This window comes from Erwinia sp. 9145 (genome assembly GCF_000745075.1).
GTDB classification, from domain to species: domain Bacteria; phylum Pseudomonadota; class Gammaproteobacteria; order Enterobacterales; family Enterobacteriaceae; genus Erwinia; species Erwinia oleae.
On record NZ_JQNE01000001.1, the window covers coordinates 3,372,257 to 3,384,751 of the forward strand.

The following is a 12,495-nucleotide window of genomic DNA, read 5'->3' on the forward strand; positions in this document are numbered from 1 at the left end:
TATGCAATATTCATTGGGCCCGGTGCTCTGGTACTGGCCGAAAGAGACGCTGGAAGATTTTTACCAGGCGGCAGCACAGAGTTCGGCGGATATCGTCTATCTGGGCGAGGCCGTGTGCAGCAAGCGTCGCGCCACCAGGATCGGCGACTGGCTGGCCATGGCAAAAGCGCTGGCGGAAGCCGGTAAGCAGGTTGCGCTCAGCACGCTGGCGCTGGTGCAGTCGCCGTCGGAACTGGGCGAGCTGAAGCGCTATGTCGATAACGGCGACTTTTTGATTGAGGCGAACGATCTCGGTACGGTGAATATGGCCGCCGAGGCGGGTCTGCCTTTTGTGGCCGGCCATGCACTGAACTGCTACAACGCCGTTACGCTGCGCAGGCTGGTGAACATGGGCATGACGCGCTGGTGCATGCCGGTGGAGTTGTCGCGCGACTGGCTGGTAAACCTGCTGAAGCAGTGCGAAACATTAGGCATTCGCCAGCAGTTTGAGGTAGAGGTGTTGAGCTATGGCTATTTGCCGCTGGCCTTATCGGCACGCTGCTTTACCGCGCGGGCGGAAAATCGCGGTAAGGATGATTGCCAGACCTGCTGCATTAACTATCCGCTGGGCAGAGCGCTGCGCTCACAGGAGGATCAGCAGGTGTTTGTCCTCAACGGCATCCAGACCATGAGCGGATATTGCTACAACCTCGGTAACGATCTGATTTCTATGCAGGGGCTGGTGGATATCGTGCGCCTGTCGCCGCAGGGCAATGAGACGCTGATGCTGATCGACCAGTTCCGTGCTAACGAAACGGGTAAGTATCCCCTGGTGCTGGAAAACGGTCAGCAGTGCAACGGATACTGGCGACAGGTCGCGGGGCTGGCGCTGGTAAGCTAATCAATGCGGGCCGTGCGCCCGCTTTTCATTTCCCTATCCGGCATTATCGACAATACTTCGTTGAGAGCTTGTCTGTACGTAAAGTGCTGCAAACTGCCAATATTCCCGGAATGCGATCGCTTAAGCTGTGGTATTCCCTGATTACGAATAAGTGAGCGACGATGTCTGAGACCAGAAACGTACCCTTGTCAGTCCTTGACCTGGCGCCAGTCCCGCAGGGCGCAACCGCCCGCGATGCCTTCCACGCGTCGCTGGCGCTGGCCCGGCAGTGTGAAAAGCTGGGGTATAACCGCTACTGGCTGGCGGAACATCACAATATGACCGGTATCGCCAGCGCGGCGACCTCCGTGCTGATTGGTTACCTGGCGGCCAACACGCAAACGCTGCGACTCGGCTCCGGCGGCGTGATGCTGCCTAACCACGCGCCGTTAGTGATCGCCGAACAGTTTGGCACCCTCGCCTCGCTCTATCCTGACCGTATCGATTTAGGACTGGGCCGCGCGCCCGGTTCGGATCAGCGCACCATGATGGCGCTACGCCGCCATATGAGCAGCCATGTTGATAATTTTCCCGGCGACGTACAGGAGTTGCTGAACTGGTTTGATGCGGAAGACGACGCGCGTCCTGCGGTACAGCCCGTGCCGGGTTTAGGACTGAAGATCCCGGTCTGGCTGCTGGGCTCCAGCCTGTACAGCGCGCAACTCTCTGCGCAACTCGGCCTGCCTTTCGCCTTCGCCTCGCACTTCGCGCCGGATATGCTGCTTCAGGCGCTGCACCTTTATCGCGAAAACTTTAAACCGTCGGCCCGGCTGCAAAAACCGCATGCGATGGTATGCATCAATATTGTTGCTGCCGACAGCGAGCGCGACGCCCGCTTCCTGTTTACCTCCATGCAGCAGCAGTTTATCAATCTGCGTCGCGGCAGGCCTGGCCCGCTGCCCGCGCCGGTTGAGAATATGGACAGCCTGTGGTCGCCTTCAGAGCAGTATGGCGTACAGCAGGCGCTGAGCATGTCGATTGTGGGCGATAAAGAGAAAGTCCGTCACGGGCTTGCCGCATTGATCCGCGAAACACAGGCGGATGAAGTCATGGTCAACGGACAGATCTTCGATCGGGAAGCGCGCCTGCATTCCTTCTCGCTGGCCATGGAGGCGCATCAGTCGCTTCAGGACTAAACGTTTTCAGAACGGATGACGACCGGCCAGACAGTCGTCAATGATCTGCAATACGCCCTGCTCACCATTACCAGGCGCGCGGTATTTTGCCGCCGCCTTCGCCGCGGGCGACGCATTGTCCATCGCAAAGCCGTATCCCGCCTGACGCAGCATCTCCAGATCGTTGCCGCCGTCGCCAAAGGCCAGCACTTCGTCGTCTCTGATACCGTAAATTTGCTGGATCTTTTTCAGGCCGTTTGCTTTGTGGTTACCAGGGATGATCAAATCCACCGAGCCGTGACCGCTTGATACCGGCGTTACGATCCCTGTCAGCCTGCCGTCAAGCTCTGCCATCAGCGGCCCCACGTCATCTTCCCGGTAGCCCAGCGCGAATTTGAATATCCTGTCGCTGATTTGCCCGTAATCACTGACCTTGCGCAGCCGATGATAATAGCGTTGCATAATGTTAAAAAAACGCTCAGAACAGCTATCAAGCAGATACGCGCTTTCTGCGCCGCAGATAACCGTTTCGATACCTTCTGTCTGGTCCAGGCACAACGTTACCTGTTGCACCTGCCCGGTTGATATTTCGCCGCAGTACAATTCCTGTTGTTTATCGACCAGATAAGCACCGTTTTCTGCAACGTAGGCAATATCTACATCAATATCATCGAAGAAGCTTTTGAGCTGGTAATACTGATTGCCGCTGGCCACCACGAACTTGATTCCTCGCTGCTGCATCTGCTGATACTGCTCGCGAAAACGGCTACGGTTGTACTGATGGTTGCCATCAAGAAAGGTGCCGTCCATGTCGGTGGCGATAAGTTTTATGCTCATGAGCACTCCATTAACTGTGATCAGCGTGAATAGCGCAGTTTTAATGCGCCGAGAGTAATAATCAAAAAGCCGACGATAAGAAACGAAAAGGCAACGTAGAGGCTGGCGTAGTGCGCGACCCAGCCGAGCAGCGCCGGGCCGCCCAGCACGCCCAGGTAGCCCACCGCCGTTACCAGCGCCACCGACATATTGACCGGCATACTTTTTTGCTGGCCCGCCAGCGTGATCAGCACCGGCACGATATTAGCGGCACCGATGCCGATCAGCGCAAAGCCGACCAGCGAAAAAACCCATCCCGGCAGCAGCACCACCATCGAATAGCCGATTGTGCCCAACAGGCCGCCTATCACCAGTATCCGCTTGCGTCCCAGGCGCTGTACCACGGCATCGCCGGTCAGACGCATCAGCGACATCATCAGTGAGAACACCGCGAACCCCCATCCGGCGCGTGCCACATCCATGCCGCGCTCCTGGTGCATAAAGACACCGCTCCAGTCGATGACCGCGCCTTCCGCCATAAAGCACAACAGCGTCATCAGGGCGATCAGGATCAGGTAAAAATCGGGTCTGCCACCGCGCTTTTCGCCCTTCTTCTCCTGATTGCCAACGGTGAGCAGCGAGCGGTATGACATGCCGAGAACAGCTGCGGTTGCCGCCATCACGCAGAATGTGCTGGTCAACGGCGTGAGCCCCACGCTGAACAACAGCGCGCCGCCGCCCGCGCCCGCGATGCCGCCGACGCTCCACAGGCAATGGAAACCCGACATCAGCGGCTTATCGGCCGCCTGTTCAATGATCGATCCCTGGACATTCATTGCCACATCGGTCAGACCGATACCCATACCAAACAGAAACAGGCTGCCGCCCAGCAGCCAGAGATCGTTCAGCGTTGCCAGCAGCGGCAGCATCAGAATGTACAGCGTGACCGAGATGATAATCACGGCCCGACAGCCCAGTCGGCCAATCAGCGGGCCGGAGCCAGACATCGAGAGCAGCGATCCTGCGCCGAGGCAGAGCAGAAGCAGCCCGAGCTGGTTGGCCTCCGCGCCCGTACGCTGCTGTGCAAAAGGTACCAGCGCCGCCCACAGCCCCATCGCCATGCCGGTAACAAAAAAGGTCGCCCGTGTCGCCATGCGATTTGCCGGGGTATCAACGCGTATCTCAGCGGCACTTAGCGCCATGCCTTGCTCCTTCTTGCGGTTAGAATAGTTATTAAAATACTTTTAATAAGTTAAATGCATTCATTGCTGCCGTCAAGGCGATGGCGCAAATGTTATGGCGTTTAATCGCTGAAAAGGCGTTGTCGGATAAATTCCTGGCTGGTCAGCTCGGCAATACCCTGGAGATAGTCCTGACGCGCAGAGGGACGATAAATCAACCGTGGAATATGGCGCAGAGGGAGAGTTCCGGCGCAGCGCCGGGCGATCTCCGGCAGCAACGTGTCGTTCAGATTAGGGCCGGTCAGCGCAATCGTCACCGGGTTGATAATGGCCACCAGCGAAACCACGATCGTTGCCATTTCATCAACCAGCGATTGACCGGCCAGGCCGGGCAGATTGCTCACCTCACCGGCAAAGTAGCTGGCGCCCTGAAGTACCTGCCCGTTAACCACAATGCCGCAGCCGGTGCAGGGAACGGCAGGCTTATGGATGTAAGCGACCGGAGCCGTAACGCCCGCGCAGCTACTGCGGTAGAAGCCCCATGCGATGTAATTCATGTCATTGTCAGTTTGCACATACAAGCCGAACCGTTCCTGAAGCTGCCGCATAATCGGCACGTCGGTAAACAGGCTGATATCACACGAGAGCACCACGCCTTCCGCCACAACACCGGGCAAACCCACACCGAGCGCCTGCACGTTAGGATACGCTTGCAGGATCTCATCAACCTGCTGATAAAACCATTCCAGCGTCTGCGCCTGAAAGGCTTTTTCGCCCTGCGCCAGGAGATCGCCGGTCGCCGACGAGACAGACCACACCAACGTTGCGGCGTGATCATCGCCTTCCGCATAGAGGCTCAGCAGGGAGAAGTAGTCAGGATTGCAGGCGTAGCGCAACGCCGGACGCCCGCCACGCGACGGCTCTGCCTCGATAACTATCGCCTCGCCTGAGTGGTGCAGCGCGTTCAGCACCGTACCGCAGGTTGCCACGCTCAGACCGGTTTGCAGCGCCACCTCTGCTTTCGTCGCCGAACCCAACGCTTTAAGCACGTCGCTGACCATAACGACGTTATTCTTTTTCATTTCTCGCGTCGTGCGGGTGATGGGAAAACGCATATCGCCTCACTGGCTGGCTGATGATGGGATTTAATTTACCACAAGGTTTGCTGGCATCGGCAGCCAGATTACAGGCAAAAAAAAGCCGGTCAGGTGACCGGCTTACTGGGCTCAGGAAGATGAACGTTTAGGCGTCGCGACGACGCACGGGGCCATCTTCACGACGACGCGGGCCGCCTTCGCGATTAAAGCCACCGCCGCGACGTTCGCCGCCACGATCGTTGCTGAAGCGACGAGCGCCTTCAGGACGATCGCCACGACCCGCACCGCGAGCCGGGCCGCTGCCACGGCGTTCGCCGTCGCGCGGCTGCGCATCACCAATCAGCTGCATATTCATCGGCTTGTTCAGAATACGCGTGCGGGTGAAGTGTTGCAGGATTTCACCCGGCATGCCTTTCGGCAACTCGATGGTGGAGTGCGTACCGAACATCTTGATGTTGCCGATGTAGCGGCTGCTGATGTCGCCTTCGTTAGCAATAGCGCCAACGATATGACGAACTTCAACACCATCATCACGGCCCACTTCAATACGGTAAACTTCCATATCGCCAACGTCACGACGTTCACGACGTGGACGATCGCCGCCTTCGCGGTTTTCACGTGGGCCACGCTCGGCGCGGTCGCCACGGCGTTCATCACGACGGTCGTCACGCTCGCGGAATTCACGACGCGGACGCGGAGCCGGATCCGCTGGCACGATCAGAGGACGTTCGCCCTGCGCCATTTTCAGCAGCGCGGCGGCCAGCGTTTCCATATCGAGCTCGGCTTCCGGCTGAAGCCTGGACAGCAGCGCGCGATACATATCCAGATCGCTGCTTTCCAGCTGCTGCTGAACTTTCGCAGCAAAGCGGGTCAGGCGACGCTCGCCCAGTAGCTCTGCGTTTGGCAGCTCAACTTCAGGAATGGTCAGCTTCATGGTGCGTTCAATGTTGCGCAGCAGACGGCGCTCGCGGTTTTCAACAAACAGCAGCGCGCGACCTGCACGGCCTGCACGACCCGTACGGCCGATACGGTGAACGTAAGACTCTGCATCCATCGGGATGTCATAGTTCACAACAAGGCTGATGCGCTCAACGTCCAGACCGCGAGCGGCGACGTCGGTGGCAATCAGGATATCCAGACGGCCGTCTTTCAGGCGTTCCAGCGTCTGCTCACGCAGTGCCTGGTTCATGTCGCCGTTCAGCGCGGCGCTGTTATAACCGCTGCGCTCCAGCGCTTCAGCTACTTCCAGTGTGGCATTTTTGGTACGCACGAAGATGATTGCTGCGTCGAAATCTTCTGACTCGAGGAAACGCGTCAGCGCATCGGTCTTACGACCATAGGCGGTCCAGTAGCTCTGGCTGATGTCAGGGCGCGTGGTCAGGCTCGACTGGATACGCACTTCCTGCGGATCATTCATAAAGCGTTTGGTAATACGACGGATCGCTTCCGGCATAGTTGCAGAGAACAGCGCGGTCTGATGATCGGCTGGGATCTGCGCCATGATGGTTTCAACGTCTTCGATGAAGCCCATACGCAGCATTTCGTCTGCTTCATCCAGCACCAGGCCGCGCAGGTTGGAAAGATCCAGCGTGCCGCGTTTCAGGTGATCGAGCAGACGGCCCGGCGTGCCCACAACAACCTGTGGACCCTGGCGCAGTGCGCGCAGCTGTACGTCATAACGCTGGCCGCCGTAAAGGGCCACCACGTTCAGACCACGCATGTGTTTAGCGAATTCGGTGACGGCTTCGGCGACCTGAACAGCCAGCTCGCGAGTTGGCGCCAGCACCAGGATTTGGGGTGCTTTCAGGTTGCTGTCAATGTTGTGCAGCAGCGGCAGCGAAAACGCTGCGGTTTTGCCGCTCCCGGTCTGCGCCATGCCCAGCACATCGCGGCCCGCCAGCAGATGTGGGATACACTCTGCCTGGATCGGAGAAGGCTTCACGTAGCCCATACCGTTCAGTGATTCGAGGATGGCGTCGTTCAGGCCAAGGTCAGCAAAAGTGGTTTCAATATCAGTCATGTAGTACACGTGCCTCTTAGATTGCGGCGGCCAGTCTACATAACTCGTCGTGAAAACATTCAGTCATTTTCATCAAAAAGTGTGAACCGGCTCAAATTAGTGGTTTTGACGAACACGAAAGCCCTCACCCGGCAGGATGATGACATGCGCGAAAAAAGGGCAATAAAAGTTCGTCAGCTATTGCTGGTCAGATTCTGATAAATCGTCTTGTGTCTGGCCAAGAAGCGCCAGCTCCAACAATGCATACCGGTGCTCAACAAAGTTGTGGACATTGTTAGCGACCGTCAGCTTGAACAACGCTTCTGCGTTGTCCTTCTCCCCCAGACTTAGGTAATGTTTACCTAAATAGAAGTTGGTTTCACTGAGATGTTCAGCGAGCGAGGTGTTATCCGTTGCATCCGCCTTGAGACTCTCCATCAGCTTACCTTCGCTGATGTTGCCCAGGTAGAAATCGACAATATTCCATCCCCATTGATCTTTTGCCGCACGATCGTAGCGCTGTTTCAACGCCACTTTTGCCTTATCGGCGTCCATTTCTCGTTCATCGAGATAGAGCCACAGGCTGCGGAAAGGATCGTTAGGATCGTCTTGATAAAACGCCAGCAGATCATCCTGCGCCAGTTTAAACCGTCCGCCATAATACAAGGCGATACCGCGGTTTAAGTGCGCGTAATTGTAAGTTGGATCAAGCTCAAGTACAGAATCGAACGCTTCATAGGCAGCATCAAAATTGCCTGCCTGCGTTAAATAAATGCCTAAGTAATTGAATACTTCAGGCATATCAGGTCTGATGGCCAGCGCTTGTGAAAAATCATTTCGCGCCAGAGCCCGCAAACCCAAACTATCATACAACACTCCGCGCTCATATAATAGCTGTGCGCGTTCATCATCGCTCAGGGCACGACTGGCAAGTATTTGTTCCATACGTGCCAAAATGACTTCCTGTTGCAGCGTAGGCTGCAACGGAACCGCCAGTACATCGCTTTCGCGCCAGTTCGGGTTGCTGCATCCTGCCAGCGTCAAAGCTGTAGCAACAAGACACCAGCGCAAAAAAGGCTTCATTTCCCACTCCCGAATACAAACAATGGGATGAATGTCCTTTCATCCGCCTGCCATGCACAAGGTGTCGTCCTGCCCTCGCGATGAAACAGCTCTCCAAAAAATGGAGAGCTTAACGGTCTGTCGTTACTCGGCTTCCGGCGCTGGCGTCTCAGCCGTCGCTTCAGGCTCGGCCTGCGCAGTGGCTTCTTTGATGCTCAGGCGCACACGGCCCTGACGATCAACTTCCAGTACTTTCACCGGCACTTCCTGACCCATTTGCAGATAATCGGTCACCTTCTCAACACGCTTGTCGGCGATCTGAGAAATATGGACCAGGCCTTCTTTGCCGCCGCCAATCGCGACGAACGCGCCGAAGTCCACGATGCGCGTCACTTTACCGTTGTAGATGCGACCCACTTCGATTTCAGCGGTGATCTCTTCGATACGACGAATCGCATATTTCGCTTTTTCACCATCCGTCGCTGCGATTTTAACCGTGCCATCATCTTCAATTTCGATGGTGGTGCCGGTCTCTTCAGTCAGCGCACGAATAACGGAACCGCCTTTACCGATCACGTCTTTGATCTTGTCCGGACTGATCTTGATGGTGTGAATGCGTGGAGCAAACTGGGAGATATCGCCGCGCGGCGTGCTGATAGCCTGTTCCATCACGCCAAGGATGTGCAGACGCGCCCCTTTAGCCTGATTCAGCGCAACCTGCATGATTTCGCGGGTGATGCCTTCAATTTTAATGTCCATTTGCAGCGCGGTAATCCCTTCGCGGCTACCGGCTACTTTGAAGTCCATGTCGCCAAGGTGATCTTCATCACCCAGGATATCGGACAGCACCACAAAGTTCTCGCCCTCTTTCACCAGGCCCATAGCGATACCCGCAACGGCGGCTTTGATCGGTACGCCCGCATCCATTAATGCCAGTGACGCGCCGCAAACGGAAGCCATTGATGAGGAGCCGTTCGATTCGGTGATCTCAGACACCACGCGCACGGTGTACGGGAAGGTATCGGCTTTTGGCATCACTGCCAGCACGCCGCGCTTCGCCAGACGACCGTGACCGATTTCACGGCGCTTCGGCGATCCGACCATGCCGGTTTCACCCACAGAGTACGGAGGGAAGTTGTAGTGGAACAGGAAGTTGTCGGTGCGTTCGCCCATCAGTTCATCAAGGTTCTGCGCGTCACGCGTCGTTCCCAGCGTGGCCGTTACCAGCGCCTGTGTTTCACCACGGGTAAACAGTGCGGAACCGTGAGTGCGTGGCAGTACGCCAGTGCGCACGTCCAGACCGCGGATCATGTCTTTTTCACGGCCATCGATACGCGGCTCACCGCGCAGGATGCGGCTGCGCACCACGTCTTTTTCCAGACTGTGCAGAATATCGCCGATTTCGCCTTCATCCAGGCTTTCATCTTCGGCTTTCAGTGCAGCCACAACGTCTGACTTGATGACGTCAACCTGCGCGTAGCGCTCCTGCTTTTCGGTAATTCGGTAAGCGTCGCTGAGGCGGGACTCGCCCAGCGCAGCAATGCGTGAGTGTAACGTTTCGTTGACGGCTTCTGGTTTCCAGTCCCAACGTGGCTTGCCCGCTTCGGCGACCAGCGCGTTGATCTGCTCAATAATAATCTGCTGCTGCTCATGGCCAAATACCACTGCACCCAGCATCTGATCTTCGCTCAGCAGTTCAGCTTCTGATTCAACCATCAATACCGCGCCCTGCGTACCGGCGACAACCAGATCCAGCTTGCTCTCTTTCAGCTCGTCGGTGGTAGGGTTCAGCACATACTGATCGTTAATATAGCCTACGCGCGCGGCACCGATGGGGCCATTGAAAGGCATACCGGAAAGGCTCAGCGCGGCAGAGGCGCCGATCATAGCAACGATATCAGGATTCACCTGTGGGTTAACGGAAACGACAGTCGCGATAACCTGCACTTCGTTAACGAAGCCTTCCGGGAACAGTGGGCGCACCGGGCGGTCAATCAGACGTGAGGTCAGCGTTTCGCCTTCGCTTGGACGGCCTTCACGACGGAAGAAGCTGCCAGGGATGCGGCCAGCGGCGTAGGTACGCTCCTGGTAGTTAACGGTCAGCGGGAAAAAGTCCTGACCTGGCTTCGCTTTTTTCTGACCTACAACGGTAACGAATACGGCGGTATCGTCCATGCTTACCATGACGGCTGCCGTTGCCTGACGAGCCATCATGCCCGTCTCAAGCGTGACAGTATGCTGACCATACTGGAATTTTTTTACGATCGGATTCAGCAAAATTGTGTCCTTAACGTGTTAGCGGAGTACTGACTCCGCCGTCAATCTATAATCTTTCATTGCATCCTCGCGACTAATGACAAACCTCATATCCCCGCAGAAAATAAGGTTTCTCAATAGCCGCGCGAAACGCTGCAACTGAAAGATCGCACCTGTTAACAATACATTAGTTTGCGCTGGATTGCTGCCGCTTATCGGAAAAAAGGAGCCTTATGGCTCCTTCTTTAGCAAAACTCGCAGTGACCAACCCGTCTGCCACCCAGAAGCCTTCAGTGAGGCTAAATACGGCAGGCGGGTTTTAAGATCTTAGCGACGCAGACCCAGACGCTCGATCAGGCTGGTGTAACGTGCAACATCTTTACGCTTCAGGTAATCCAGCAGTTTACGACGCTGAGAAACCATACGCAGCAGGCCGCGACGGCTGTGGTGATCTTTTTTGTGCTCAGAGAAGTGACCCTGAAGGTGATTAATCTGCGCAGTCAGCAGAGCAACCTGCACTTCGGTAGAACCACTGTCATTTGCATCACGACCGTAATCAGCAACGATCTGCGCTTTAGCTTCAACACTTAGAGACATATTACAACTCCAATTTTAAGATAAATGTACAGGTGCCGATCTCTAATTCAGCAACCCAATGGTAAAGCCGCGCTATTCTACTCTTAGCCTGCCGCTTTCGCAAACGGCGGTTCAGAATATTCAACCACCAGTCTTTTTGGCGCAACGCGACCGTCATCGGCAATTTCAGCCATGCCAATGAATTTACGCGCTTCCCCTTCCGTAACGCGAACGCGCCCTGAAGCCGGAGCCGAGGCCGCCTGCACGGGCTGGCCCTGTTTGAACCAGGCCGCCACCGAACTCATCAGGTTCACTTCCGGATAAGCCGCAGCCGGGCTGTCCATGGGCATCAGCAACGGATCGAGCAGATCTGCCGCTGCTTTCCCGGCAACGGTGGACTCTTCCAGCAACGCGTTCAGCTGCTCCAGCGTCACCATCCGGTTTAGCGGATAGGTCGCTACCTGCAAGCGCCGCAGGTAGATAACGTGCGCGCCACAGCCAAGCAGTTCACCCAGATCGTCAGTAATGGTGCGGATGTAGGTGCCTTTGGAGCAGTGTATTTCCAGCTCCAGCTCCGTGCCTTCCCAGCGAATCAGCTTCAGGTCATAGACCGTGATGCTGCGCGATTCGCGGGGAACCTCGATGCCTTCACGCGCATATTCATAGAGCTTGCGGCCCTGATATTTCAGCGCTGAATACATCGACGGCACCTGTTGCGTTTCGCCGCGAAAGCTTTCCAGCGCCGCGTCGAGCTGCGCCTGCGTGACGTTTACGGGACGCGCACTGATAATCTGACCATCCGCGTCTGAGGTATTGGTGCGCTCGCCAAGACGCGCAATCACGCGATAGCGCTTGTCCGAATCAAGCAGGTATTGTGAAAACTTGGTGGCTTCGCCAAGGCAAATTGGCAGCATGCCGGTAGCCAGCGGATCCAGCGCGCCGGTATGACCGGCCCGATTCGCGTTGTACAGGCGTTTCACCTTTTGCAGCGCGTCGTTGCTGGAAAGACCCGCCGGTTTATCCAGCAGCAGCACGCCATGAATATCGCGTCCGCGACGACGTGGGCGACTCATTACTCCTCCTGGTCTTCTTCCGCAGAACCACGACGCTCAGCGTCGCTTCTCACCACGTTAGTGACAAGGTTGGACATCCGCATCCCCTCGACCAGAGAGTTGTCGTAGAAAAAGGTCAGCTCAGGCACGATACGCAGGCGCATCGCTTTACCCAGCAGGCTACGGATGTAGCCAGAAGCGTCGCCTAACGCGCGCAGGCCGCCTTTGATTGCCTCTTCGTCTTTGTCGTTCAGGAAGGTCACGAACACTTTGGCATAGGCCAGGTCGCGAGAAACATCAACGCCGGAAACGGTTACCATCATGCCCAGACGTGGATCTTTGATCTCGCGTTGTAAAATAATTGCGATCTCTTTTTGCAGCTCCTGAGAAACGCGCTGCGGGCGACCAAATTCTTTCGCCAT

Annotated in this window: 11 protein-coding genes; 2 read left to right on the forward strand and 9 right to left on the reverse strand. The window is 56.4% G+C overall.

What is annotated here, in order from left to right:
- The first annotated feature begins 1 nt into the window (after position 1).
- On the forward strand, positions 2 to 880 hold the full coding sequence (locus FA91_RS15950; protein WP_156103096.1) for a U32 family peptidase: 879 nt from the start codon (positions 2 to 4) through the stop codon (positions 878 to 880).
- A gap of 161 nt (positions 881 to 1,041) precedes the next feature.
- Complete coding sequence (locus tag FA91_RS15955; RefSeq protein ID WP_034917218.1) at positions 1,042 to 2,055, forward strand: LLM class flavin-dependent oxidoreductase; 1,014 nt, start codon at positions 1,042 to 1,044, stop codon at positions 2,053 to 2,055.
- A 6-nt stretch (positions 2,056 to 2,061) separates the two neighbouring features.
- Here the strand turns inward: FA91_RS15955 and FA91_RS15960 are convergent, their stop codons facing one another.
- From FA91_RS15960 to rbfA, 9 genes are all read right to left on the reverse strand, one after another.
- Entirely contained in the window at positions 2,062 to 2,871 is an 810-nt protein-coding gene (locus FA91_RS15960; protein ID WP_034917221.1) for a Cof-type HAD-IIB family hydrolase, read from the reverse strand.
- 20 nt (positions 2,872 to 2,891) lie between these two features.
- On the reverse strand, positions 2,892 to 4,052 hold the full coding sequence (locus FA91_RS15965) for an MFS transporter (RefSeq protein ID WP_034917224.1): 1,161 nt from the start codon (positions 4,050 to 4,052) through the stop codon (positions 2,892 to 2,894).
- A gap of 101 nt (positions 4,053 to 4,153) precedes the next feature.
- Positions 4,154 to 5,113, reverse strand: a complete 960-nt coding sequence (locus FA91_RS15970) for an ROK family protein (RefSeq protein ID WP_231566779.1) — start codon at positions 5,111 to 5,113, stop codon at positions 4,154 to 4,156.
- Between the two features lie 160 nt (positions 5,114 to 5,273).
- Positions 5,274 to 7,148 carry a DEAD/DEAH family ATP-dependent RNA helicase gene (locus FA91_RS15975; protein ID WP_034917228.1) on the reverse strand — a complete coding sequence of 625 codons (1,875 nt, stop codon included), beginning with the start codon at positions 7,146 to 7,148 and terminating at the stop codon, positions 5,274 to 5,276.
- Between the two features lie 177 nt (positions 7,149 to 7,325).
- Positions 7,326 to 8,210, reverse strand: coding sequence for a lipoprotein NlpI (gene nlpI, locus FA91_RS15980; RefSeq protein ID WP_034917230.1), 885 nt, complete (start codon positions 8,208 to 8,210; stop codon positions 7,326 to 7,328).
- A 123-nt stretch (positions 8,211 to 8,333) separates the two neighbouring features.
- A complete protein-coding gene (gene pnp, locus FA91_RS15985; RefSeq protein ID WP_034917233.1) occupies positions 8,334 to 10,466 on the reverse strand; it encodes a polyribonucleotide nucleotidyltransferase in 2,133 nt (710 codons plus the stop codon).
- A gap of 306 nt (positions 10,467 to 10,772) precedes the next feature.
- Positions 10,773 to 11,042, reverse strand: coding sequence for a 30S ribosomal protein S15 (rpsO, locus tag FA91_RS15990; RefSeq protein WP_034917235.1), 270 nt, complete (start codon positions 11,040 to 11,042; stop codon positions 10,773 to 10,775).
- An 83-nt stretch (positions 11,043 to 11,125) separates the two neighbouring features.
- Positions 11,126 to 12,094: a tRNA pseudouridine(55) synthase TruB gene (truB, locus tag FA91_RS15995; RefSeq protein WP_034917239.1), complete on the reverse strand. Its 969-nt coding sequence runs from the start codon at positions 12,092 to 12,094 to the stop codon at positions 11,126 to 11,128.
- Complete coding sequence (rbfA, locus tag FA91_RS16000) at positions 12,094 to 12,495, reverse strand: 30S ribosome-binding factor RbfA (RefSeq protein WP_034917242.1); 402 nt, start codon at positions 12,493 to 12,495, stop codon at positions 12,094 to 12,096. Before rbfA ends, truB begins: the two co-directional genes overlap by 1 nt.

Excerpts from the sequence above, each read along its gene's own strand:
- FA91_RS15950 (WP_156103096.1), top strand. The coding sequence starts at position 2 with ATGCAATATTCATTGGGCCCGGTGCTCTGGTACTGGCCGAAAGAGACG.
- FA91_RS15955 (WP_034917218.1), top strand. The coding sequence starts at position 1,042 with ATGTCTGAGACCAGAAACGTACCCTTGTCAGTCCTTGACCTGGCGCCA.
- FA91_RS15960 (WP_034917221.1), bottom strand. The coding sequence starts at position 2,871 with ATGAGCATAAAACTTATCGCCACCGACATGGACGGCACCTTTCTTGAT.
- FA91_RS15965 (WP_034917224.1), bottom strand. The coding sequence starts at position 4,052 with ATGGCGCTAAGTGCCGCTGAGATACGCGTTGATACCCCGGCAAATCGC.
- FA91_RS15970 (WP_231566779.1), bottom strand. The coding sequence starts at position 5,113 with ATGAAAAAGAATAACGTCGTTATGGTCAGCGACGTGCTTAAAGCGTTG.
- FA91_RS15975 (WP_034917228.1), bottom strand. The coding sequence starts at position 7,148 with ATGACTGATATTGAAACCACTTTTGCTGACCTTGGCCTGAACGACGCC.
- nlpI (WP_034917230.1), bottom strand. The coding sequence starts at position 8,210 with ATGAAGCCTTTTTTGCGCTGGTGTCTTGTTGCTACAGCTTTGACGCTG.
- rpsO (WP_034917235.1), bottom strand. The coding sequence starts at position 11,042 with ATGTCTCTAAGTGTTGAAGCTAAAGCGCAGATCGTTGCTGATTACGGT.
- truB (WP_034917239.1), bottom strand. The coding sequence starts at position 12,094 with ATGAGTCGCCCACGTCGTCGCGGACGCGATATTCATGGCGTGCTGCTG.
- rbfA (WP_034917242.1), bottom strand. The coding sequence starts at position 12,495 with ATGGCGAAAGAATTTGGTCGCCCGCAGCGCGTTTCTCAGGAGCTGCAA.